Here is a 24233-nt window from a genome sequence, read left to right on the forward strand (position 1 = left end):
TCATAGCGTGGGGGAAACGCCCGGTCCCATTCCGAACCCGGAAGCTAAGACCCACAGCGCCGATGGTACTGCACTCGTGAGGGTGTGGGAGAGTAGGACACCGCCGGACACAACCACAAAGGGTGGCCCAAGCAACGACGCTTGGGCCATCACTGCTTTAACCACCAACACCAAGCACCAGCCACACAGCCACACCACCAACAGCAAAGGCCCCCACCACCCGGTGAGGGCCTCTCCTGTTTAACCACCGTGGTGTCAGGGGTCCTGACACCACATGTGAAGACCGCTGGGCCCGTCGGCCGGGTGATCGTCGGTGTTTCCTCGGATCTCCGTGGACGTCACCCCGGCCCCACGGTTCCGGGCTACACGGCAGCTGCTGTCAACGGGCCGGCTCAAGGCCGGGCGCGGCCGCCCCGCAGGTAGACGGTTGTGGTGTGGGTGAAGAACTCCCGTGCCGCCTGACCCTGTTCCTTGGGTCCGTATCCGCTCTTCTTCGCACCTCCGAACGGCACGTGTGGGTCGGCGCCGGCGGATTCGGAGTTCACATGGAGCACGCCGACGTCGAGCGTCTCCAGTCCTTCCAGAGCCAGGGTGAGGTCCTGCGTGAACAGTGCTGCGGACAGACCGAATTCCGAGTCGTCAGCGAGCTTGAACGCCTCCGCCGGATCTGAGGCCCTGCGGACTGCGAGCACAGGCCCGAACAGCTCATCGCGCCACAGCACGGAGTCGCCGAACACTTCGAGGACTGTGGGCGCCACGAAGTGGCCTTCCGCGGGGACTGCGGCTTCCGGACCTCCCGCCAGCAGCCGGGCACTTCCGGTGATGGCGTCGTCGACAGACTTCAGAATGGCATTCCGTGCCTGCGCGGTGATGACTGGCCCGAGATCGGTGCCGGCCTCCAGAGGGTCGCCGACGCGAAGAGCTGCGACACGAGCAGTGAGCCGTGCCAGGAAGTCATCCGCGATGGCGTCCTCCACGATCAAGCGGGAGGTCGCGGTGCACTTCTGACCGCTGGACCGGAAGGCGCCGAGCAGGACCTGTTCGAGCGCGAGGTCCAGATCGGCGTCGGCCAGGACGATCGCGGCGTTCTTGCCTCCCATCTCCGCCTGGACCGGAACGCCCCGTGCGGCGGAGCGCCCGGCCAGAGTCCGCCCCACACCCGTGGACCCGGTGAAGCTGAGTCCGTCCACATCCGGATGGTCCACCAGGACATCGCCGAGCGACCCGGACCCCAGGACCAGGTTGAGCACCCCTGCGGGGAGGCCTGCCTCATCCAGCGCCTGGGCGAGGCGCATCGCCAGCAGGGGCACGGTGCTGGCCGGCTTCCACACCACCGTGTTGCCATGGATCAGCGCGGGCGCGATCTTCCAGGCCGGGATGGCGATGGGGAAGTTGAACGGCGTCACGACTGCCACCACGCCCAGCGGTTTCCTGGTCACCAGGATCTGCTCGCCGGCGCGGGGCGAATGGAAGACGGCCCCGGCGTCGCGTTCGGCTTCGGCCGCCTGATAGCGGAACACCTGAGCGGCGCGCAGCACTTCGCCCTTGCCCTCCGGCAGGGTCTTGCCTTCCTCGCGGGCGAGTTCGGCGCCCCAGGCCTCGGCCCGGCTCTCGATCACGGACGCGGCACGCAGGAGGATGGCGCCGCGTTCCGCCAGGGGGGTGCCTGCCCAGGCGGGGGAGGCCGCGCGGGCGGCAGCTACGGCGTCGCGCGTCTGATCTTCGGAGGCCTGGGGCCCGGAGGCTACCAGCTCGTCCGGGCGGCTCGGGTTCCTGCTCTCCAGCGGCGCGCCGTCGCCGTCGAGCCAGATCCCGCCGATGTAGTTCTGCAGTGTGGTGCTCATCTCACTCCTCTCCGGACCGCGCGGTGCTCAGCGGAACGCCGGGACGCCGGTGATGTGGTTGCCGAGCACCAGGGTGTGGACCTCATCGGTGCCTTCGTAGGTGCGGACCGATTCCAGATTGTTGGCATGGCGCAGGGGCGAGTAGTCCAGGGTGATGCCGTTGCCGCCCAGGATGGTGCGGGCCTCCCGGCAGATCTCGATGGCCTCACGGCAATTGTTGAGCTTGCCCACCGAGATCTGGTGCGGGGCGAGCTTGCCGGCATCCTTGAGGCGGCCCAGTTGCGTCGCCAGGAGGAGGCCCTTGTTGATCTCCAGCGCCATGTTCACGAGCTTCTCCTGCGTCAGCTGATAGCCGGCCAGAGGGCGGTCGAACTGGAGCCGCTGCTGGGAGTATTCCAGCGCGGCGAGGTAGCTGTCCCGGGCGGCACCCATGGCGCCCCACGCGATCCCGTAGCGGGCCTCGTTGAGGCATTCGAACGGGCCGCGCAGCCCCTTGGCGCCGGGGAGCAGCGCGGTGGCGGGGAGCCGGACCTCGCTGAGTTCGATGTCGCACTGCACCGAAGCGCGCATGGACAGCTTGGGCTGGATCGGCGTGGCGGTGAAGCCGGGAGTGTCCGTGGGCACGATGAAGCCGCGGACGCCGTCGTCCGTCATGGCCCAGATGATGGCGATCTGCGCGAGCGTGGCCAGGCCGATCCAGCGCTTGGATCCGTTGATCACCCACTCTTCGCCCTCCCGGCGCGCGAAGGTCTTCATGCCGCCCGGATCGGAGCCGGCGCTCGGCTCGGTCAGGCCGAAGCAGCCGATGATCTCGCCGGCCGCCATGCGGCGCAGGTACTCGTTCTTCTGCTCCTCGGTGCCGTGCTTGTGGATGGCGCTCATGGCCAGGGAACCCTGCACGCTGACGAAGGTGCGCAGGCCCGAGTCTCCGGCTTCCAGCTCCAGGGCGGCGAGGCCGTACTCCACGGCCGTCCGGCCCGGGCAGCCGTAGCCCTTCAGGTGCATGCCGAGCAGGCCGAGCTGTGCCATCTCGGGAATGATCTCCACGGGAAACACGGCGTCCTCGTACCAGCGAGCGATGTCGGGACGGATCCGCCGGTCAACGAACTCCCGGACGGTATCCCGGAAAGCGAGCTCTGCGGGGGTGTAGAGGGAATCGATGTCGACGAGGTCGTAGATGCTCATGGTCTCTCCCTGGGGTGTGACGGCGGTCATGAGCACCACGGTACTGAGCGCGGGAATCGGCTTCATTGGTCGGTTCGACTCGATTACAGTGTCTTCTGGTTGAAATGACCAGGCTCCGCCGACGAGCCGTCACCCGGAGCGCAAGGAAGCGACACGATGATCAGCCTGGCCCAGATGCAGACCACCCTCGGAGCCCGCCTGACCACCCTCGACGGCAAGCCGCCGGCGGCGCGTACCGTCTCCGGGGTGCATATCTCGGAGCTCGGGGATCCCACTCCCTACCTGGAAGGCGGCGAGCTTCTGCTCACCACGGGGATCCCGTTCCAGGGGCCCGGCCGCCGGACCGAGGAGTACGTGGCGCGCCTGGCCCACCACGGCGTCTCGGCGCTCGGGCTCGGCCTCGGCGCCGGGCTCGACGAGGTGCCCGACGCCCTGGTCAGGTCCTGCCGGGAGCGCGGCCTGGAACTTCTCGTGGTCCCGGACGGGATCCCGTTCATGGACGTCTCCCGCGCGTACTGGGACCTCGTGGCCCGGCTCGGCCAGTCCGATCTGGTGGCGAGCCTCGGAACCCAGACCGCGCTGGCCCGTGCCGCCGCACGGCCGGACGCCCTCTCCTCGGTGGTCCGCGCTCTGGCCCAGGCGCTCGGAGGCTGGGCCGCCTACCTCCCCGCCGAGGAGGAACGGCCCACGATCTGGCCGGAGAGCACCCGGCCCCTCCTGCCCCAGCTGCAGCAGGAGACCGCGCGGCTGAACCTGCGAGGGCTCCGTTCGGCAGCCACCTTCCAGGTGCATGGCACGGGTGTGGTGGCCCATCCGGTGCTCGTGGGGCAGCGGATCGCGGGGGTGCTGGCCATCGGGGCCGGCCGCACCCTGACCCGTGCCGACCGTCAGGTGATCCAGACCGTCTGCGTGCTGCTCTCGCTCAAGGCGCAGCAGGATGAGGAGGCCGAGCGGCGCACGGGACTTCTGCATTCCGCGGTCGCACGGCTGGTGGCCGGGGGACACTTGGAAGCGGCGCGTCTTCTCGCCGCGGATGTCGGCGTCACCCTGCCGCCGGGCCGCATCCGGCTGCTGCTTCTGGAGGGTCTGCCCACGGGGGTTCCGGACCGCGAGGTGTCGGCAGTGCTTGGCGCCCTCGACGGCGGGCCGGCCGTCGATGCGGGAGCCTTGCGGCTGCGCTGCACGGAAGGCGGCGTGGAGATCTGCCTGGTCGACGACGACGCCGTGCGGTTCCCGGCGGACCGGGCGCCGGGGGAGGGGGCCGGCGTCGTCGTGCGGGCGGTGCTGAGCGCGCCGCTCACGCCGGCTCAGGTTCCTGGACGCCTCGAATCGCTCCGGGAGGTGCTCGCGCAGGCCCCGGCCGGGGCTCTGACCCGGCCCCCGGTGAGTCCGCTCGATCCCCGGGCCGCGGGGTGGGTGGAGACCTTGCGCGCCCACGACCGGGGTGATCTGCTCGCCACGGTCCAGTGCTACCTCCGAAACCGCGGCCAGTGGGAGCCCGCGGCCCGTGAGCTGGGCATCCACCGGAATTCGCTGCGTCACCGCATCGGCATCGCCCAGCGGCTGCTGCAGGCCGAACTGGACGATCCGGATGTGGCCGCGAATCTCTGGTTGTCCCTCAAAGGCTCCTGAGCCGGATCAGCTGCGGAGCCACTCCCGGAGCCGTTCCGAATGCTCACCGAGGAGCGGCGGGGCCTGGGTTCTGGCCGGGAATGACGGCGTCCAGGAGATCGGGTGTCTCACCTGGCGGCCCACGGTGGCCCCCGTCGCGTCCTGCACGTCGATGGTCGGCTCGAGGCCCAGCTCCTCGGCGTAGGCGATTCCCTCATCGATCCCGCAGACCCGGCCTGCGGGGATGCCCGCGGCGCTGAACGCCTGCTGCCAGGCGGCGGCCGTGTCCGTGGCCAGGACGGATTCCAGCTGCCGGGTGAGTTCCTGCCGGTGGGTCACCCGTGCGGTGTTGGTGGCGAATCTGGAATCGGTGGCGAGGGGGTCCAAACCGAGGAGACCGGCGAGCCGTGCGAATTGCGTGTCGTTGCCGCAGGCCACGGCGAGCGGGCCATCGGCACAGTTCAGGAGTTGATACGGCGCGATCGACGGGTGGTCATTGCCCATGCGGCCCGGAACCACCCCGGCGCCCAGGTAGGCCTGTGCCTGATTGGCGAGCGCCCCCTGGAGGCTGGAGAGGAGATTCACTTCGAGATGAGCGCCCCGTCCGTGCCGGTGCCGGGCCGTGAGGGCGGCGAGGATGCCCAGGGTGGCGTCCTTGGCCGTGAGCACGTCCACGAGCGCCACCCCGGCCTTCATGGCCGGACCGTCGCTTTCGCCGGTGATGCTCATGAGGCCGCCCAGGGCCTGGACCACGAAGTCGTAACCCATGAGCCCGGCGCCGCCTGCGGTGCCGAACCCGGAGATGGAGGCATAGATCAGGCCGGGGTTCTCCGCGGCGAGTTCCTCGTAGCCGAGACCGAGCCGCTCCATGCCGCCGGGCTTGAAGTTCTCCACCAGGATGTCCGCACGGCGGGCCAGTTCGCGGGCGAGTCCGCGGTCCTCCTCGGATCCGAGGTCCAGACAGAGCGATTGCTTGTTCCGGTTGACGCTTTCGAAGTAGGTGGAGCCGGTGGCGGAGAACGGCGGCCCCCAGCTCCGGGTGTCGTCGCCGGATCCGGGGCGCTCCACCTTGATCACGGTGGCACCCAGATCCGCCAGGGTCATGGTGGCCAGGGGGCCCGCGAGGACCCGGGAGAAATCGGCCACGACGAGCCCCTCCAGTGGCAGTGAGCCGTCCTGTGCCGTCATGGAGGCCGTCCTCTCGGGGTGATGCTGGGGATCGGATGGAGCGTGTGGAACACACCTTAGGGAGCTTGCCGGGGAGCGCGCAGTGGACGGAAGCGACGGACCCTGGACGGATCATCCAGTGTTTCGGTGGCGTGACGGTTTCAAAAATTTTTGAACGTCATTCATAAATACTCTTCCCTTGGAGGTGACGGACGACTATCGTCTCGGTGTGGCGTAGAACACATTTCGCCAGTGGCCGGAACACCACCCGGCAGAATCCCGGACCGGTCCAGCGGTTCGGCTGAACCTTCCGGTCACACCGGGCGGTCTCCGCGAGGGACCGTCCGCCTCCCCACAAGAAAGTCTCCCCAAGATGTCCCAGAACACTCCTCGCCTCAGGCGAACGCTCGGCCTGTGGTCGATCGTCGGCCTCGGCGTCGGCTACATGACGCTCACCACGGTCTTCGACACCTTCGGGATCGTGTCCGAAGAGACCAACGGCGTCGTGCCCACCGCCTACCTCGTGGCCCTCATCGCCCTGCTCTTCACCGCGATCAGCTACGGCCGCATGACGCGCGTCTTCCCGTCGTCCGGCTCCGCGTTCACGTACACCTCGGAAACCATTCATCCGAATGTCGGCTTCCTGGTGGGCTGGACGTCCCTCATGGACTACCTGCTGCTGCCCCTGGTGAACGCCCTGATCGTCCGGACCTACCTGACCTCGCTCTTCCCGGATGTTCCGGAATGGATCTGGGTGGTGCTCTACGTCGCGATGATCACGCTGCTGAACCTCTGGAGCATGACCAGCACCTCCCGCATCAATGGACTGCTCGTGGTGTTCTCCACCGTGCTGATCGTGGTGTTCCTGGTTCTGGCCTGGAACGCGATGCAGAACGGCATGGGCAACGGCACTCCGTTCACCTCGCAGCCGTTCTTCCACGACGGTGTGGACACGAGCGCCGTCATCGCGGGCGCCACGGTGGTCTGCTTCTCCTTCATCGGCTTCGACGCCATCACCATGTACTCCGAAGAGGCCAAGGACGCCAACACGGTGCCCCGGGCGATCGTGATCGCTCTGCTGATCGGCGGCCTGGTGTTCTTCGTGGCCGCCTGGTTCAGCCAGGCCACGTTCCCCACGGTGGAAGGATTCGAGAACACCGATGAGTCCCTGCTGCCGCAGATGGCTCTGAAGGTGGGAGGCCAGTTCTTCCAGATCCTCTTTACCGCGGCATCGTTCGCGGCGGCCGTCGCCTCCAGCCTGTCCTCCCACGCCTCCGTGTCCCGCATGATCTACGTCATGGGCCGCAACGGCAAGGGCGTGGTGTCCCGGTTCTTCTCCTTCATCCACCCGAAGACCCACACGCCGTTCAACGCCATCCTCTTCGTCGGCGCGGTGTCCCTGCTGGCCATCCCGCTGTCCCTGGACTTCGTGGCCTCGATGATCAACTTCGGTGCCCTGATCGCGTTCACCTTCGTGAACGTCACGGTGGTGGTGTACTTCGTGTTCATCAAGAAGGAGAGGAAGGGGCCGGCCGCGATCCTGCGCAACATGGTCCTGCCGGTGATCGGCATGATCCTGACCGGCGTGCTCTGGTACTTCCTGTCCGACGAAGCCCGCCTGTACGGCGCGGTCTGGCTCGGCGCCGGCTTCGTGGTCCTGCTCGTCATCACGCGGTTCTTCCGCAGGCCCCTCAGCGTCCGCATGGAGGACGAGGAGATCGCCGAGGTCACGGGAGAGGAGCTCGGTCAGGCCGCCCGCTGACGCCGCACGACTGAAACGTTCCGGCCGGCCGCGAGGCCGGGGGACTGCCGGGGCACGCTGCGCAGCGTGCCCCGGCAGTGTCTTGTCCGGCGTCGTCGTGCCGCGGAGTGGCGCGGCTCACGGCCTTCCCGTCGCCTAGAATGGAAGGGATTGTGCCGGGCGGAGTCCCGGGGAAAAACCAAAGAGGCGAAGAGATCGACTGCGTGCGGCGCTGGTCGGCTCGCACAAGGAGGAATCCACCATGGCAGAGCACGACGGCGGCCGGCGAAGCGGCCGGAATTTCGGCCCGCAGGGCAACCGCAAGCCTTTCGGCGACCGCAACTCCCGTGACGGCGAGCGTGGTGGCGGTTTCGGTGACCGGAAGCCCTATGGCGACCGTCCCCAGCGTGACGGTGAGCGTCGCCCGTATGGTGATCGCAAGCCTTTCGGTGATCGTCCGCAGCGTGACGGTGAGCGTCGCCCGTACGGTGACCGTCCCCAGGGCGAAGGCTACGGCCGCGGTCGTGACGATCGCGCAGGCGAGCGCGGCTCCTTCGGCGAGCGTCGCCCGTATGGCGACCGTCCGCAGCGCGACAATGATCGTCCTTCGTACGGAGAGCGCCGCTCGTACGGCGATCGTCCGCAGCGTGACGGCGAACGCCGTCCCTACGGTGACCGTAAGCCTTACGGTGATCGTCCGCAGCGTGATGGCGAGCGCCGCTCCTTCGGCGACCGCCCCCAGCGTGATGGTGAGCGTCGTCCGTATGGTGACCGCAAGCCTTTCGGTGACCGTCCGCAGCGTGATGGCGATCGTCCTTCGTATGGTGACCGCAAGCCGTACAGCGATCGTCCGCAGCGTGATGGTGAGCGCCGCTCCTTCGGTGACCGCCCGCAGCGTGATGGTGAGCGCCGCTCCTTCGGTGACCGCCCGCAGCGTGATGGTGAGCGCCGCTCCTTCGGTGACCGCCCGCAGCGTGATGGAGAGCGCCGCTCCTTCGGTGACCGCCCCCAGCGTGACGGCGAGCGCCGCTCCTTCGGTGACCGTCCCCAGCGTGACGGCGATCGTCCTTCGTATGGTGACCGCAAGCCGTACAGCGACCGTCCGCAGCGTGATGGTGAGCGCCGCTCCTTCGGTGACCGTCCGCAGCGTGATGGTGAGCGCCGCTCCTTCGGTGACCGTCCGCAGCGTGACGGGGAGCGCCGCACCTACGGCGACCGTCCCCAGCGCGAAGGCTACGGCCGTGACCGTGATGACCGCGGCGGCAACCGCCGCGACGATGATCGCCGCTCGTTCTCCCGCCGGGATGACTCCGGGAACGGGCCCCGTGACTCCTTCGGCCGCTCGATCAACCCTGCCGACCTGCGTTCCTCCAACCGCCCGGACCGCGAGCGCTCGCCGGAGATCGACGAGGATGTCACCGGTCGCGAGCTGGACCGCGCCACGTTCGGCGAGCTGCGCACTCTCGAGAGCCGGAACGGCATGTTCGTGGCGCAGCACCTCGTGATGGCGGGCCGCTACCTGGAGGAGGACGCCGAGCTGGCCTACCAGCACGCGCTCGCCGCCAGCCGTCGTGCCGGTCGCCTGGCGTCCGTCCGTGAGGCCGTCGCCGTCACCGCCTACACGGCGGGTCACTACGCCGAGGCTCTCAGCGAATTCCGCACGTTCCGCCGCATTTCCGGCTCGAACGTGCACCTGCCGCTCATGGCCGACTCCGAGCGCGGTCTCGGCCGTCCGGACAAGGCACTGGAGCTGGCGCACAGCGAAGACGCCCAGGACCTGGACGCCCCCGGCAAGGTGGAGCTCGCCATCGTCGCCTCGGGTGCTCAGGCGGACAAGGGTGACTTCGCCGCGGCACTGGCCGAGCTGGAGATCCCGCAGCTGGACATCAACCGCGCCTTCTCCTACAGCCCGCGTCTGTTCCGTGCCTACGCCGATGCTCTGGTCGCCGCCGGGCGCGAAGACGAGGCCACCCGGTGGGCCCGGCAGGCACTGGTCGCCGAGGAGGCCCTGGGGGTCGGACAGTTCGCCGAGCCGGAGATCTTCGACCTGGTCGGTGACGACGAGGAAGACGAACGCCGCCAGGCGGTCCGGAACGAGGACGCCGAGAACGAGGACGCCGACGACTCCGCCGAGAACACCGACGAGGCTGACTCCGCGGATCCGGCCGAGGAGGACGAGACCGAGGTCTTCATCGACGAGGCTGACGGCCTGGTCGAGCAGCCCGCCGCCGAGGAAGGCTCCGGAGAAGACGCCGATGGGTCCGCCGAGGAGCCGGAAGACGGTTCCGAGGGCGCCGCTCAGGACCGCTGAGCATGACTCAGCCGAGTTCCTCCGCCCTGATCGACGGTTTCGACGCGATTCTCTCGGATCTGGACGGGGTGGTCTATGCCGGCCCGTCCGCCATCCCGGGCGCCGTCGAGGCCCTCTCCCAGCTCGCGGGCCGGGGGGTGGGCCTGGCGTATGTGACCAACAACGCCTCCCGCTCCCCGGAGCAGGTCGCGGAGCACCTGCGGGAGCTCGGCGCTCCGGCCACGGCCGACCAGGTGGTCACCTCGCCGCAGGCTGCGGCGAGGTTGCTGGCCGAAAGGTTGGCACCCGGTTCCCGAGTCCTCATCACCGGCAGCACCGCGCTGGCGGCGGAGGTGACCGCCGTCGGTCTTGAGCCGGTCTGGCAGGCCACGGATGATCCGCAGGCCGTGGTCCAGGGGTTCGACCCCGGACTCGGCTGGAAGGATCTCGCGGAGGCTTCCTACGCGGTCGCCACTGGCATCCTCTGGGTGGCCACCAACACCGATCTGTCCATCCCGCAGGCCAGGGGCATCGCTCCCGGCAACGGGACCCTCGTCGCTGCCGTCCAGGCGGCCACGGGTGTGACGCCCGTCGTCGCGGGCAAGCCCGAGGTTCCGCTGTTCCACGCGGCCGCGGCCCGGCTGTCGTCCTCGCGTCCCGCCGTCGTCGGCGATCGCCTGGACACGGACATCCTGGGCGGCAACCGCGCCGGCTTCGCCACGATCCAGGTGCTGACCGGCGTCAACACGGCGCGCGACGCCCTGAACGCGCTCACGCTGGAACGCCCCACCCATCTGATCGCGGAACTGGGAGCGCTGTACCTCCCGTATCCGGAGACGGTGAACGACGACGGCGTGTGGCGCGTCGGCGCGGCGGTCGCCGTCGTGGAAGGCGACCGGGTGGTGGTCACCGCCGCAGAGGACTCGCTGGACGGCTGGCGTGCCGCATGTGCCGCCTGGTGGTCCGCCGTGCCCCACACGGAGACCGCCACCGATCCTGAAGTGGTCTGGCGGGCTTCCTGAAGCCCGGAGATCCACGGCCGCACGACGCGGCCCGTGACGTGTCGGTCCGACCCGTGACGTCGCTACCATGGGGACTGATGGAAGCCGAGGAGACCGCAGTGGATGACCGCGCGGACGAGGAGATGAGCCCGGTGCAGGATCCGGCCGTGGATCAGGTGCTGTCGTCCCTGGAAGAACTGGAGAACGCGCCTGTGGAGGAACATCCCGCCGGGCTGGACCGCATCCACGATGCGCTCAGCTCCCTCCTGGACGGTCCTCTGGTGCCCGGGATCCAGCCGCGATGACCCGGCTTGATCAGGAGCTCACCCGTCGTGGACTGGCCCGGTCCCGCACGGAGGCGGCGCGGCTCATCTCCGCGGGACTTGTGAGCAGCGCGGGTCAGATGCTCGGCAAGGCCTCCGTGCACGTGACGGAGGAGACCGAGCTGAGGGTCGCCGAGAGCGGCATCACCGAATTCGTCTCCCGAGCCGGCCATAAGCTGCGCGGCGCCCTGGACGCGTTCCCTGCGGTCTCGGTGGACGGCAAGCGCTGCCTGGACGCGGGCGCCTCGACCGGCGGGTTCACGGACGTCCTCCTGCGGGCGGGTGCCCGTGAGGTCGCGGCGGTGGACGTCGGGCACGGGCAGTTGGTCGAACAGCTCCGCCGGGACCCTCGGGTGCACGTCTTCGAAGGCGTGAACGTGCGGTACCTGAAGCCCGCCGAGATCGGGGGAGAGGCCGCACTCACCGTCGCCGATCTGTCCTTTATCTCGCTGACCCTCGTCATGAAGCCCCTGGCGGCGTGCACGCTGCCGGGTGGCGATCTGGTGCTCATGGTCAAGCCGCAGTTCGAGGTCGGCAGGGAACGGCTGTCCCGCACCGGCGTGGTGAACAGCACCGAGCAGCGCCGGGAGGCGGTGGGCCGCGTGGCCCAGAGCGCCGTCGACGCGGGGCTGGCGCTCCGTGGCCTGGCGGAGAGCCCACTCCCTGGTCAGGACGGCAATCACGAATACTTCCTCTGGCTGGCACGCCCGGCCGGAACCGAAGCTGTGCCTGCCGGAACCGACATGCCTAAGATCGACCCAGGTGATGTCATCGATCCGGCCAGCCCGCGGACCACGGTGACGGAACTCCTGACGACCATCTGGCCGGCGCGTTAGCCCGGCCGACACACTAGGAGCGGGTATGAGCCGGCGAATCCTCGTCTTCGCCCACACGGGGCGCGAAGAGTCCCTCAAGGCTGCCCGCGAAGCCTGTCTGGAACTGACGTCCAGCGGCCTGATCGCCGTCATGAATCCTGTCGAACGCCAGGACATGGAGGACTACTTCGGGGACCGGGACACGCCCACGGAGATCCTGGGCCAGGACTGTGAGCTCGACGGGATCGAACTCGGCATGGTCCTGGGTGGCGACGGCACCATCCTGCGTGCCGCCGAGATGGTGCGGGAGATCAACATCCCGCTCCTGGGCGTCAATCTGGGCCACGTCGGATTCCTGGCCGAGAGCGAGCGGGCGGATCTGAAGGACACCGTCCGGTGGATCGCCCGGAAGGACTACGTGGTCGAAGAGCGGATGACCATCGACGTGCAGGTCTGGGTCAAGGGTGAGCGCATCTGGCACACCTGGGCCCTCAACGAGGCATCGCTGGAGAAGGGCAACCGGGAGCGCATGCTGGAGGTGGTGATGGAGGTGGATGAACGCCCCCTGACGTCCTTCGGCTGCGACGGCGTGGTCATGGCCACCCCCACCGGATCCACCGCCTACGCGTTCTCCGCGGGCGGCCCGGTGGTATGGCCGGAGGTGGAGGCTCTCCTCATGGTGCCCATCAGCGCCCACGCCCTCTTCGCCAAACCGCTGGTGGTCTCGCCCCGTTCCCGGCTCGCGGTGGAGGTCCTCACCCGGACCGACGCCCACGGAGTCCTCTGGTGCGACGGCCGCCGCTCCTTGGACCTGCCGCCCGGCGCCCGGATCGAGGTGACGCGTTCGGACACCCCCGTCCGGCTCGCACGCACGCACCAGACTCCGTTCTCCGCGCGGCTCGTGAGCAAGTTCGAACTGCCCACCAGCGGCTGGCGCGGACCCATGCACCAGGCTCACACGATGCCCACCGGCCAGGTCCCGCTGGTGGAACAGCCCGTCCTGGGCCATTCGGTCCTCAGGCCGGGGGAGGCTTCAGGGCCCGTGGCTCCGGACGGACCACAGGACGGACCACGGACCAGCACCCCGGTGCCCAGCCCGAAACACCTGTGAACCGTCCTGACCGGATGGCCGCACAGGGGAGACGAGACGAAAGCACAGCATGATTGAAGAAATCCGCATCAGGGACCTCGGCGTCATCACGGAGGCGAGGCTCCCGCTGGGCCCCGGCCTCAGTGTGGTGACCGGTGAGACCGGCGCCGGAAAGACCATGGTGGTCACCGCCGTCGGGCTCCTGCTCGGCGCGCGGGCCGACGCCGGAGCGGTGCGGGTGGGTGCCAAGGCGGCCAGTGTGGAGGCGACGGCGCTGCTGCCGGAGGGCCATGCCGCGCTGGAACGTGCGGAGGAGGCAGGCGCCGAGGTCGAGAACGGAGCCCAGGGAACGGAACTGCTCCTGGCCCGCAGCGTCAGCATGGAGGGGCGCTCCCGGGCCTATCTGGGAGGCCGCTCCGCGCCGGTCGGAGCGCTGGCTGAGGTGGGCGAACGCCTGCTGGTGATCCACGGGCAGACGGACCAGATCCGTCTCAAGAGCGCAGCCGCCCAGCGTGAAGCGCTGGACAAGTTCGGCGGCTCGGCCCTGGCCGAGGCTTTGACCGCCTATCAGGACTGCTACCGCGCCTTCCGCGCGGCGGAGAAGGACCTGGCGGAGCTGCAGGCCGCGGAACGGGAACGCCTCCGGGAAGCGGAATCGCTGCAGGCCGCACTTGCCGAGATCGACGCCGTGGCTCCGGAACCGGGGGAGGACGAACGGCTCAAAGCCGAATCGGTGAAGCTGGCGCACGTGGAGCAGCTGCGGATCGCGGCCGGAACCGCCCAGAGCACGCTCAGTGGCGACGACTACGCCGAAAGCGGTGACGCGCTGCAACTGCTCACCGCCGCGCAGCGGACGCTGGAACAGGTCGCCCAGCACGACCCCACCCTGGAGACCCTGGCCTCGCGCGTCGCGGAGACCGCAGTGGTCCTGGAGGACATCGCCTCCGAACTCGCCCACTATTCGGCCGGGCTGGAAACGGAGGGGCCGGAACATCTGGCGGGTCTGGAGGCCCGGCGTGCCGAGCTGTCCAAGCTCGTCCGCAAGTATGCGCCGAGCATCGATGAGGTGCTGGAGTGGGCGGAGGCGTCGCGGGTCCGGCTGGACGAGCTGCAGGGCGACTCGGAGCGCATCGAAGGTCTGCAGGTCCAGGTCGAGAACCTGCGGGCCGAGCTGAGCCGGCTGGCCGCTGACCTTCACGACCTCCGGGTGCGGGCGGCCGGCGAACTCGCCGAGCGTGTCAGCGCGGAGCTGGCGGCGCTGGCCATGAGGGACGCGCGGCTGCACGTCCAGGTCGAGGAGGCGCCCGAGCCGGGTCCGCACGGTCAGGACCAGATCGCCATCCTCCTGCAGCCCCACGCCGGCGCTCCGGCACGTCCCGTCGGCAAGGGTGCCTCCGGCGGTGAGCTTTCCCGGGTCATGCTGGCGATCGAGGTGGTGCTCGCCGAGGTCGATCCGGTGCCGACCTTCGTGTTCGATGAGGTGGATGCGGGGGTCGGCGGCCGGGCCGCCGTCGAGATCGGACGTCGGCTGGCCATGCTGGCCCGTCATGTCCAGGTGCTGGTGGTCACACACCTTCCTCAGGTGGCGGCCTTCGCCAATCAGCATGTCAGAGTCATCAAGAACAGTGTCCGGGGCGCCGACGGCGATCTGGACAGCGGCTTCACCTCGAGCGATGTGGAAGTGCTCGACGATGATACCCGTGTGGTGGAACTGGCCCGCATGCTCGCGGGCCAGGAGGAATCCGAATCCGCGCGTGCTCACGCGCAGGAACTTCTGGACGATGCGCGTCAGTTCACAGCATCGACCATGGCCTGAGAAAGACAAAGGGTGATAGGCTTGAACTCCGTGGTGCAGCGATCCAATTCCCGTGTAAATTCCCGCTTCCAGGACTCCGGCAAGGTCACCAAACAGATCTTCGTGACCGGCGGCGTGGCCTCCTCCCTCGGCAAGGGCCTGACTGCTTCAAGTCTTGGCCATCTTCTTCGGGCTCGTGGCCTTTCGGTCACCATGCAGAAGCTCGATCCTTATCTGAACGTCGATCCTGGAACGATGAATCCGTTCCAGCACGGCGAGGTCTTCGTCACGGATGATGGCGCCGAGACCGATCTGGACATCGGACACTACGAGCGCTTCCTGGATGAGAATCTGGACGGATCCGCCAACGTGACCACCGGTCAGGTGTACTCCACCGTCATCGCCAAGGAACGCCGCGGCGAGTACCTCGGTGACACGGTCCAGGTCATCCCTCACATCACGGACGAGATCAAGCGCCGTATGCGCCTGCCCGCCGAGCCGAAGGCCGGGCACGAGGTTCCCGATGTCATCATCACCGAGATCGGCGGCACGGTCGGCGACATCGAATCCCAGCCGTTCCTCGAGGCGGCGCGCCAGGTCCGGCAGGACGTGGGGCGCGGCAACGTGTTCTTCCTGCACGTCTCCCTGGTCCCGTACATCGGCCCCTCCCAGGAGCTGAAGACCAAGCCGACGCAGCACTCCGTGGCGGCCCTGCGTTCCATCGGCATCCAGCCCGAGGCGATCGTGATCCGTTCCGACCGCGAGGTCCCCATGGCCATGCGCGAGAAGATCGGCCGCATGTGTGACGTGGACAGCGACGCCGTCATCAACGCCGCGGACGCCCCGAGCATCTACGACATCCCGAAGACCCTGCACGCCCAGGGCCTGGACTCCTACATCGTGCGTGCCCTGGACCTCCCGTTCAAGGACGTCGACTGGAGCAAGTGGGACACCCTGCTCGAAGCGGTCCACAACCCGCGTCACGAGGTCGAGGTCGCCCTGGTCGGCAAGTACATCGACCTGCCGGACGCCTACCTGTCCGTGACCGAGGCCCTGCGTGCCGGCGGCTTCGCGAACAACGCCAAGGTCAAGATCCGCTGGGTCCCCTCGGACACCTGCGAGACCGAGGCCGGCGCCAAGGCGGCCCTGGCCGGCGTGGACGCCATCTGCGTCCCGGGTGGCTTCGGCATCCGCGGCCTGGAGGGCAAGCTCGGCGCGCTCAAGTTCGCCCGTGAGTCCGGCCTGCCGGCCCTGGGCCTGTGCCTCGGCCTGCAGTGCATGGTCATCGAGTACGCCCGCAACGTCGTCGGACTGGAAGGCGCATCCTCCTCGGAGTTCGAGCCGGACTCCAAGTACCCGGTCATCGCCACGATGGAAGAGCAGGTCGACATCGTGGACGGCAAGGGCGATCTGGGCGGCACCATGCGCCTGGGCCTGTACCCGGCCGTGCTGGCCGAGGGATCCGTGGTCGCGGAGACCTACGGCGCCACCGAGGTGGGGGAGCGTCACCGCCACCGGTACGAGGTGAACAACAAGTTCCGTCCTCAGATCGCCGAGGCCGGCCTGGTGTTCTCCGGCACGTCCCCGGACGGCAAGCTCGTGGAGTTCGTCGAGCTGCCGCGTGACGTCCACCCGTACTACGTGGCCACTCAGGCCCACCCGGAACTGAGCTCGCGCCCGACGCGTCCGCACCCGCTCTTCGCGGGTCTGGTGCAGGCCGCGCTGGTCCACTCCGGTGCTCTGGAGACCGCAGCCAAGTAATCACGGCTTCCGCACGAAGGGCGGGGGCTCGGTCGAAGGACCGGGCCCCCGCCCTTTTTGTGATCAACACTTCTCCGGCACTTGTTAATCCAACGACTGGACTATTAGGCTATGGCCCATGAGTCAGTCTTCAGTCCCAGCAGCCCGGCCCGTGATTCCAGCCGGGCGTGACCTCACCCTCGACCTCGCCCGCGTGGCCTGTGTCCTGGTGGTCGTCTTCGTGCATCTCGTCCTGGTGGGCGTGGGGCGCAATCCTGATGGTTCGCCCCTCATCGACAGTCCGGTGACGGGCTCCCGCTGGGTGGCGCCGGTCTCCTGGGTCGCGGAGATCATGCCTCTGTTCTTCGTGGTGGGAGGGTTCGCCGCCCGGACAGGCTGGGAATCGGCGCAGGCCCGGGGCGAGAGTCCGGGCCGTTTCGTCCGCTCGCGGCTGGCCCGGCTGGCCCGCCCGGCGATGCCGCTCTACTGCTTCCTGGCCGCGGCGCTCCTGGTGGTCAAGGTGATCGGTCTGGACCCGGCGCTGGTGAGCGCGGTCGAGGTCCCCGTCGGTTCCGTCCTGTGGTTCCTGGGCGCCTATCTTCTGGTGCAGTCCCTGGCGCCGTGGATGATCCGGTGGCATGAACGTGCGCCCTGGCTCACGCTGGCACTGCTCCTCGCGGCGGCGCTGGTGGTGGATGTCATCCGTCTGGTGGTCGGCATCTGGTTCCTGGGCCTGGGCAAGATCGACCTGAACGGCTACGGCACCGGGGATGAGCTCTTCGGCATCCCCAATGTGGCGTTCGTCTGGCTCTTCGCCCAGCAGATCGGCTTCTGTCTGAAGGACGGCTGGTTCTCGCGGCTGGCCTGGTGGCAGCTGCTGGGCGTGATCGCTCTCGGTTTCCTGGCCATCGGCGCCTTGGTGGGCTTCGGCTCCTACTCCACCAGCATGCTGAGCAATCAATGGCCGCCCACCACGCCGATCGCCATCCTCGCCCCCATCCAGGCGGCCTTGTTCACCCTCCTGCGCCGACCGTTGACCGCCCTCATGCGGCTGGGCTGGATGCAGGCCGTGGTATTCGCCGCGGGATCCCGGCTCATGACGATCTATCTGTGGCACGTCACGGCCATCGTCGTCCTCACCGGTATCCAGCTTCTCCTGCCGCTTCCCATGCCCGCTCCGGGATCCGCCGTCTGGTGGCTGACCCGCCCGATCCTGATGGTCGCGGTCTTCGCGCTGGTCTGGGTCATCTCACTGTGGACGGCGCGGCTGGAGAAGCCGATGCCTGAACCGGCGGGAACCCGGGTCAGCCCGGTCGCGACCGTCGTCGCCGTCGTGCTGTTCGTCCTGCCGTCCATCGGCATCTCGGCCTACGGGCTGGACCTGCCGCTGGCCATCGGCGCGGTGCTGTGCACCGCGGCCTCGCTCCTCCTCATCGTGCCGCGGGGGAGTGCGACCACTGAGCGTTCGACGACGGCGGGCCATCTCGCGGCCTGAGCCCACCAAGCCGGCCACCCGGTTCAGGACTCCCCAGTTCTCAATGGCGGCACCGGGGCGTGGGCGCGGCTATTGTCGATAGTGGTGGTGCGCCGGTCGCGCACCTCCGGTGAACGAAGGAGAACCATGACCCAGGCACCCGGCGCCGAGCAGCACGGACACCTCGAGGGGAACGCCGGTGGCACGCTGGCCGATGCCGTCCACGCACGGCCTCTGGAGGGCCGGAAGACCGTGTTCTCCGGCCGGATCTGGGACGTCGTCTCGGACACCTTCTCCCTTACGGACGGCGGCCCCACCATGGTGCGCGACTACGTGGACCACACGGGCGCCGTGGCGATCATCCCCATCGATGAGAAGGGGCGGATCCTGCTCCTGAAGCAGTACCGCCACCCGGTGGGCATGGACCTGTGGGAGGTTCCGGCCGGGCTGCTGGACGTGCAGGGTGAGTCGCCGCTCGATGCCGCCGCCCGCGAACTGGCCGAGGAGGCGGACCTCCGCGCCGCCGAGTGGCATGTTCTGGTGGACTTCTTCAATTCCCCGGGAGGCTCCTCGGAGGCGCTCCGGGTCTTCGTCGCGACGGGCCTGAGCGCCGTTCCCGAGGACGAACGCCACGTGCGCACGGATGAGGAGTCCGAGTTCGAATACGCCTGGGTTCCGCTGGACGAGGTCGTCTCCGCGATCCTGGCGGGGGACATCCACAACGTCTCCACGGTGGTGGGCGTCCTTGCGCTGCAAGCCGCAGTGGCCCGGAGCGGTGGGAGGCTGACCGGTGAGGCGCTGCGCGGTGCCGGGCTCCGTCCCGCCGAGGCGTCCTGGACCGCGCATCCCCACTTCCGGTGAGCGCCCCGAGCGCCGGCCCCGACGCGGCGGAGAGCACCGCTCCGGCCGCGGAGCCCGCTGCGCCGCCGAGCGCCGTCGAACGCGGCATCCGGCAGTATCTTCAGCATCTCTCCGTCGAACGGGGCCTGGCCCGCAACACGCTGCAGTCCTACGAGCGTGACCTCAACCGCTACGCCCGTTTCCTGGCCTCAGAAGGTCTTGCCGGACCGCATGACGTGGAGCGACGCCATGTGAGCGCCTTCGCCCAGGCGCTGCACGACGGCGCGGACGGCGGCACGGCGCTCGGCGTCCGGTCGGCGGCGCGGACCATCGTCGCGGTCCGGGGGCTGCACAAGTTCTGGGCTCTGGAGGGGATCACCGTGAACGATCCCGCCCACGAGGTCCGCCCGCCGATGCCCGGCAAGCGCCTGCCCAAGGCGATCCCGTTCTCCGAGGTCGAGCGGATCCTGGAAGCCGCGGTGACCGACACCCCGGCCGGTCTGCGCGATGCCGCGCTGCTGGAGTTCCTCTACTCCACCGGCGCGCGGATCAGCGAAGCAGTGGGTCTGGACGTGGACGACCTGGCGCTCGCAGGTGAGGACTCCGACGGGCCGGCGCTGGTGCGGCTCTTCGGCAAGGGATCGAAGGAACGGGTCGTGCCTCTGGGCAGTTATGCGGCGCGGGCCCTGGAGGCGTATCTGGTGCGCGGCCGGCCGACGCTCGCGGCCAAGGGCAAGGGGACTCCCGCTCTGTTCTTGAACGTGCGGGGAAGCCGCATCAGCAGGCAGAGCGCCTGGGCGATCCTGAAGGCCGCAGGGGAGCGGGCCGGGATCGAACGGGACATCTCGCCGCACACTCTGCGCCATTCGTTCGCCACCCACTTGCTGGAAGGCGGCGCCGATGTGCGGGTGGTCCAGGAACTGCTGGGGCACGCCTCCGTGACCACCACGCAGATCTACACGCTGGTCACCGCCGACACCTTGCGCGAGGTGTATGCCGCGGCCCATCCTCGGGCGCTCGGCTGACCCTCTGTGGCCAGGTTCCGTCCGGAGGCCGCAGGCTATTTGCCGGCGTCGTAGTGGCTGGTGACCTGGGCGGCGGTCAGCGCCGTGGTGTAGACGGCCGCGTACTGGATCGAGCCCGTGAAATAGGACGGTCCGTTGTAGCCCGTCCCGTCCCCGTTGGCCCACCCCGCGAGGGTGCCGCATCCGATCTTCCAGTACCCCGAGTAGGGTTCCCCGGTGGTGACCGCCGTGTTGGACCCGACGAGTGCTCCGTCCACGTACAGCCGCATGCCCGACGACGAGAGTACCGCCACGGTGTGGTGCCACGCGCCGTCGGCGTAGCTCTTCCCGGCGGCCGTCGAGAGCGTCCTCACGGCGTTCGGGTACACACCGAAGACGATTCTTCCGGCGCTGTCCAGGTAGAGATGGCGGTCGTTGTTGGCGTCGGCGCTGCTGTTGGCGGCGGTGCCGAAGCCGATGATCTTGCCGTTGCTCGTGGTGGTCGTCCGGAACCAGGCCTCCAGGGAGAAGGTGTTCGGACCGGCATTGAGGCCGGGGAGGGAGAGACACTGGTTTCCGGGGAAGGACACCGAGACGGCAGGGGTGTCGCGCGCGCATCCGGTTGACGCCGTCGTCGTGGGCGTCGTCAGATAGTTCCCGGTTCGGCCGCTGCCGGAGAAGTCCGTCTCGTTCCGTGCCGTTCCCGCGGCGAGAGCGTAGGCGCCGTAGGTGGACGCGGCACCCAGGTTCGCCTCCGCCTGTTTGCAGGTGAAGAAGGTCCGGGTTCCCGCGACGTCGGCGCTGTTCCGCACGCTCGCCCCGAAGGCTCCGTGGGTGCTCATCGCATTCAGGAGAGCGACGGCGATCGCGGCCGACGCGGCGATCAGGATGATCGGCAGCGCCCCACGCCTGTTCTTCGCCGGTGCGGGGGCGCCGGCGGCCGCTGGGCGTATCAGCAGGGCGACGACGAGCGGGACGAGACAGACCCCGAACACCAGCACCTGCTGCCACCATTCCAGGGCCGGCAGGGGATTGATCACGTAGTGGCCGGACGCGTTGGTGGTGGTCACCTGGGTGACGGCGTCCTGACCGCTGCTCAGTCTCCGGGATCCGGCGCTCATGGGGAAGAGCCCGGTGTTGACGACGTGCATCAGCACGCCGTCACGGGAGTCGGCCGGGCGGTAGCCGAGCAGCTGCATATTGGTCCACGGACGGAGCCACAAGGAGATTGCCGCGACCACGAGCGAGCCGCCGCCGAGCCGCACGCTCTGCTTCCAGACCGGGTTGTCCCGGCGTGAGCGGGCGAGTACCTCGACGATCAGGCCGCCGCCGAGCAGCCACGGAAGGGCCCGCACGGCCCAGCCGAGACCACGAGCGCTCCAGACCACGGAGCCGACGACGTCCGTGGTGGGCACGCGCCAGCCGTCGACCGCCCCGTTCAGATCACCTTTGGTGGTCAAGCGCTGCGGCGTCTCGGCGATGATCCGGTGCGTGTACACGCGGCTGTCCACGCGGAACGTCGCGATCTCCCCGACGTCGTAGGCGGGCTGGGGGTGAACCACCACCAGCGAACCGACCGGAAGCGTGGTCCCCATGCTGGGCGTGGTGACCGCGAAGACGCGGTACCCGCTCAGGAGGAACATTGCGACGCCGAGCACCAAAAGAATCCCGGCCCCCGCCCCCCAGAGGGCGAGAGCCGGGCGTCTGGGAACCAAAACGCTCAAGGGACGGACCTCAGGAGGAGAACGTCCAGGTCAGCGGCTGGCTCAGCTGCAGTCCCGAGTAGGTGTTCCCCGTGGCGGCGGGAACCGTCACGGCGAACGTGAACGGCACGGTGCTGCCGGCCGGAACCGAGGCGGCCGCCGTCTTGGCCAGGATGTCCACCGGAGCATTGAAGGCGGCCAGCGTGCCGCTGTAGATCGTGCTGGATCCGGAGGTCACCACGACGGTCACCTTGGAGCAGAGATCGGTCGCGGTGCCGTTGACGGGGCCGTTGTTGCTCTGGGCGCAGGCGGCCGGGCTCAGGTTGAAGGCCGACGCCGGGACGGTGCCGGTGTTCTTGATGGTGATCTGCGTCGAGACGGTCTGTCCGGGCACCATCGCGAGGTTTCCGCCGTACTTGTTGATGGTCGCGCACGTCGCCGTGTTCGTGGAGATCGAACCGCCGTCCGTGCTGTTGCACAGAATCGTCCCGGCCTGGTTCGCCTCCTGCATCGACAGGCTGCCGAGGCCGGCCGTGTCGGTGCTGTTGGTGATCGAGGCGGTGAAGGCGGCCAGGGTCGGGGACATGCTGAGTGCCAGCGCCACCGAGCCGACGGCGCCGGCGATCACGATCGGCAGATGACGGCGCAGGCGCCCCTTGCGGGCAGGGGTGATCGAATCAGACTTCAAGATTTCCTCCAAGAAACGGGCGGCATTCCGTGCGGCCCTTCAATGAACCCGCGGCGCTCACGGCGGTAACGTCACGAAGCGCGGCAAAAGTTCTCACAATACTCGTGTGAACTATAGGGGCAGGCCAGCTATTTCTGCCAATTATCAAAGGTCGCCTAACCTCGGGCCGAGAAGGTCCCGCATACGTACTTGGAATACCGAAATTTCTGAAATATCCGATTTCTTCGTTCCCGGGCCGACGGCGCAAGGTGAACCTGGCTGTTTCTGTCATCCCATCCGGGAGAAACCCGCGGTGTCCTGGGGAAACAGGCGGTGCCGGGCTCCTGCCCGGGCCTTTCCTCGGATCATGGAATCGAAGACTCGCGAGGATTGATCCGGAGGTCTTCGGCATTGCTCGACGTGACGGCGCAGCAATTCCCGTCATCACCGTGAACGGGTTATCACCGTCGAAGGCGGTGATTGATCGGCGGGCACCCGGTCATCGGTCCGGATCGCCCGTCTGATGTTTCCAGGCATTCGGGGGATCGAAGTGATCGTCCCAGGGTATCGGCCGGTATGCCGAGTCCGAGCCAGGCACTCACGGCGCCAGTCACGAGCGACGGAGCCTCGACAGGGGCGAGATGACCGACGTCGGGCAGGGTGAGGAGCGTCACCGTCCCGGGCAGCGACTCTTTCAGCCGTGCCGCCTGCTCGACCGGTATCCAGGGATCCCGTTCGCCCCAGCCGAGATGTACGGCGCAGCGGACTTCGCTCAGGCGGTCCGCGACGGGCCGGGTGTGCTCAGGACGAAGCGACGCGATCTGCCGGTAGAACGCCCGTTGGCCCCGGGTCCCGAGCCAGGGACGGCTCAAAGCGTCCAGCGTCCCGGCAGACAGGGGAGCGTACGCCGCGCCGGCGATGTACTCCTTGACGAGTGCCGCGTGAAGAGCGGGAGGGAGCTCCTCGAAGACCTCGGCATGGTCCGCCACGAGGCGGAAGAACGGCGAGCCCCAGGGGTCGAGTGTGACGATGTCCCAGAGACACAGGCTCGCGAACTCGCTGCCGTGGGAAAGGTGTGCGCCCAGTGCGACCGCTCCGCCGATGTCGTGAGCGAGGACGTGGGGCCTGTCCAGCCCCCAATGCCTGAGCAATCGCGCGAACCGCGACATCTGTGACTCCAGGTCGACCGGCACCGACGGATCCTGGGTGGACCGGCCGTATCCGGGCAGGTCCCAGAGGTGCACCCGATAGGCGCTGCCGAGATGTGTGGCGAGCCCCGACCAGACGAGCGCGGACCAGGGCGTGCCGTGGCAGAACACCACGTCTCCCAGGCATTCCCGGCCTTCGGGCGGCCCCCACACATAGGTGGCGATGTCCGCGCCGTCCAGTCGCACGTGGAGCGGTTCCGGCAGCTGCAGTTCCGTCGTCATGTCTTGAGGCTAAAACCTCAGGTCGACCTGAGGTCAAGATGGGACAATCCCCTTATGAGGATCGGGGAAGTGGCCCGCCTGCTCGGCGTGGAAGTGCATGTGCTCAGGCATTGGGACGACGTCGGCGCGGTGGTCCCGGACCGGGCCCCGTCCGGACAGCGCGAGTACGGCGAGGAACACCTCCACCGGTTACGGGTGCTCCAGGCGTGTCAGGAGGCCGGCATGAGCCTGGCCGACATCCGGAAGGTGCTGCATCGCCGGGAACCGGAGAGGCTCGGCGCGATCGAACGGCATCTCGAGCTCATCCGGCGGCAGCGGGTCCAGCTGGAGGCCACGGAACGCTTTCTGGAGCACGTCGTCGCGTGTGAGCATGACCTGCTCACCAGATGTGAGTCCTGTTCGCGGTTTGCCGAAAGCCTGTCGGCCGGGAGGAGCGGGATTCGCCGGATCCCGCAAACTCCGTCCGGCCGCGGAACGGAAAGCGGCGCCCACGAGGTCCGCGATCACTGACCC

General features: G+C 68.5%; 19 protein-coding genes and 1 rRNA gene. 14 read left to right on the top strand and 6 right to left on the bottom strand.

Going from position 1 to position 24233, the window contains the following annotated elements; translation table 11 throughout:
• Nucleotides 1-109 (top strand): 5S ribosomal RNA (rrf, locus tag AB4Y75_RS15380); the annotation flags it as partial.
• A gap of 283 nt (nucleotides 110-392) precedes the next feature.
• Here the strand turns inward: rrf and AB4Y75_RS15385 are convergent.
• The gene (locus AB4Y75_RS15385) at nucleotides 393-1844 is read right to left on the bottom strand and encodes an aldehyde dehydrogenase family protein (RefSeq protein WP_441436757.1); all 1452 of its coding nucleotides are present in this window, start codon (nucleotides 1842-1844) and stop codon (nucleotides 393-395) included.
• 27 nt (nucleotides 1845-1871) lie between these two features.
• A complete protein-coding gene (locus AB4Y75_RS15390; protein ID WP_441436758.1) occupies nucleotides 1872-3029 on the bottom strand; it encodes an acyl-CoA dehydrogenase family protein in 1158 nt (385 codons plus the stop codon).
• A 156-nt stretch (nucleotides 3030-3185) separates the two neighbouring features.
• Between AB4Y75_RS15390 and AB4Y75_RS15395 the strand changes: the two genes are divergently transcribed.
• Entirely contained in the window at nucleotides 3186-4661 is a 1476-nt protein-coding gene (locus AB4Y75_RS15395; protein WP_441436759.1) for a PucR family transcriptional regulator ligand-binding domain-containing protein, read from the top strand.
• Nucleotides 4662-4667: 6 nt separating this feature from the next.
• Here AB4Y75_RS15395 and AB4Y75_RS15400 read toward each other — a convergent pair whose 3' ends face one another.
• The gene (locus AB4Y75_RS15400; RefSeq protein WP_441436760.1) at nucleotides 4668-5828 is read right to left on the bottom strand and encodes a CaiB/BaiF CoA transferase family protein; all 1161 of its coding nucleotides are present in this window, start codon (nucleotides 5826-5828) and stop codon (nucleotides 4668-4670) included.
• Nucleotides 5829-6180: 352 nt separating this feature from the next.
• On the opposite strand from AB4Y75_RS15400, the gene AB4Y75_RS15405 reads away from it, so the two are divergent.
• The 11 genes from AB4Y75_RS15405 to xerD all read left to right on the top strand — a co-directional run bounded on the left by AB4Y75_RS15405 (nucleotide 6181) and on the right by xerD (nucleotide 19941).
• A complete protein-coding gene (locus AB4Y75_RS15405; protein ID WP_441436761.1) occupies nucleotides 6181-7569 on the top strand; it encodes an APC family permease in 1389 nt (462 codons plus the stop codon).
• Nucleotides 7570-7810: 241 nt separating this feature from the next.
• On the top strand, nucleotides 7811-9859 hold the full coding sequence (locus AB4Y75_RS15410) for a hypothetical protein (RefSeq protein ID WP_441436762.1): 2049 nt from the start codon (nucleotides 7811-7813) through the stop codon (nucleotides 9857-9859).
• A gap of 2 nt (nucleotides 9860-9861) precedes the next feature.
• A complete protein-coding gene (locus AB4Y75_RS15415) occupies nucleotides 9862-10860 on the top strand; it encodes an HAD-IIA family hydrolase (RefSeq protein WP_441436763.1) in 999 nt (332 codons plus the stop codon).
• 77 nt (nucleotides 10861-10937) lie between these two features.
• Nucleotides 10938-11144: a hypothetical protein gene (locus AB4Y75_RS15420; protein WP_441436764.1), complete on the top strand. Its 207-nt coding sequence runs from the start codon at nucleotides 10938-10940 to the stop codon at nucleotides 11142-11144.
• Nucleotides 11141-11998: a TlyA family RNA methyltransferase gene (locus tag AB4Y75_RS15425; RefSeq protein ID WP_441436765.1), complete on the top strand. Its 858-nt coding sequence runs from the start codon at nucleotides 11141-11143 to the stop codon at nucleotides 11996-11998. The genes AB4Y75_RS15420 and AB4Y75_RS15425 overlap by 4 nt, the downstream gene beginning before the upstream one ends.
• A gap of 25 nt (nucleotides 11999-12023) precedes the next feature.
• On the top strand, nucleotides 12024-13088 hold the full coding sequence (locus AB4Y75_RS15430; protein ID WP_441436766.1) for an NAD kinase: 1065 nt from the start codon (nucleotides 12024-12026) through the stop codon (nucleotides 13086-13088).
• Between the two features lie 49 nt (nucleotides 13089-13137).
• Nucleotides 13138-14883 (top strand): DNA repair protein RecN, encoded by a 1746-nt coding sequence (gene recN, locus AB4Y75_RS15435; RefSeq protein WP_441436767.1) that lies wholly within the window; start codon nucleotides 13138-13140, stop codon nucleotides 14881-14883.
• A gap of 12 nt (nucleotides 14884-14895) precedes the next feature.
• Nucleotides 14896-16623, top strand: coding sequence for a CTP synthase (locus tag AB4Y75_RS15440; RefSeq protein ID WP_441436768.1), 1728 nt, complete (start codon nucleotides 14896-14898; stop codon nucleotides 16621-16623).
• Between the two features lie 118 nt (nucleotides 16624-16741).
• Entirely contained in the window at nucleotides 16742-18097 is a 1356-nt protein-coding gene (locus AB4Y75_RS15445; protein ID WP_441436769.1) for an acyltransferase family protein, read from the top strand.
• A 126-nt stretch (nucleotides 18098-18223) separates the two neighbouring features.
• Nucleotides 18224-18937 (top strand): NUDIX domain-containing protein, encoded by a 714-nt coding sequence (locus AB4Y75_RS15450; protein WP_441436770.1) that lies wholly within the window; start codon nucleotides 18224-18226, stop codon nucleotides 18935-18937.
• On the top strand, nucleotides 18934-19941 hold the full coding sequence (gene xerD / locus AB4Y75_RS15455; RefSeq protein ID WP_441436771.1) for a site-specific tyrosine recombinase XerD: 1008 nt from the start codon (nucleotides 18934-18936) through the stop codon (nucleotides 19939-19941). The genes AB4Y75_RS15450 and xerD overlap by 4 nt, the downstream gene beginning before the upstream one ends.
• 35 nt (nucleotides 19942-19976) lie before the next feature.
• On the opposite strand, the gene AB4Y75_RS15460 is transcribed toward xerD, so the two are convergent.
• The 3 genes from AB4Y75_RS15460 to AB4Y75_RS15470 form a co-directional block, all read right to left on the bottom strand.
• On the bottom strand, nucleotides 19977-21578 hold the full coding sequence (locus AB4Y75_RS15460; protein WP_441436772.1) for a LamG-like jellyroll fold domain-containing protein: 1602 nt from the start codon (nucleotides 21576-21578) through the stop codon (nucleotides 19977-19979).
• A gap of 76 nt (nucleotides 21579-21654) precedes the next feature.
• The gene (locus AB4Y75_RS15465) at nucleotides 21655-22311 is read right to left on the bottom strand and encodes a hypothetical protein (protein ID WP_441436773.1); all 657 of its coding nucleotides are present in this window, start codon (nucleotides 22309-22311) and stop codon (nucleotides 21655-21657) included.
• A 440-nt stretch (nucleotides 22312-22751) separates the two neighbouring features.
• Nucleotides 22752-23720 (bottom strand): alpha/beta fold hydrolase, encoded by a 969-nt coding sequence (locus tag AB4Y75_RS15470; protein WP_441436774.1) that lies wholly within the window; start codon nucleotides 23718-23720, stop codon nucleotides 22752-22754.
• A 54-nt stretch (nucleotides 23721-23774) separates the two neighbouring features.
• Between AB4Y75_RS15470 and AB4Y75_RS15475 the strand changes: the two genes are divergently transcribed.
• Entirely contained in the window at nucleotides 23775-24230 is a 456-nt protein-coding gene (locus AB4Y75_RS15475; RefSeq protein ID WP_441436775.1) for a MerR family transcriptional regulator, read from the top strand.
• Nucleotides 24231-24233 lie beyond the last annotated feature (3 nt).

It is taken from the genome of Arthrobacter sp. RAF14 (genome assembly GCF_052114185.1).
In the GTDB taxonomy this organism is placed as follows: Bacteria; Actinomycetota; Actinomycetes; order Actinomycetales; family Micrococcaceae; genus Arthrobacter_E.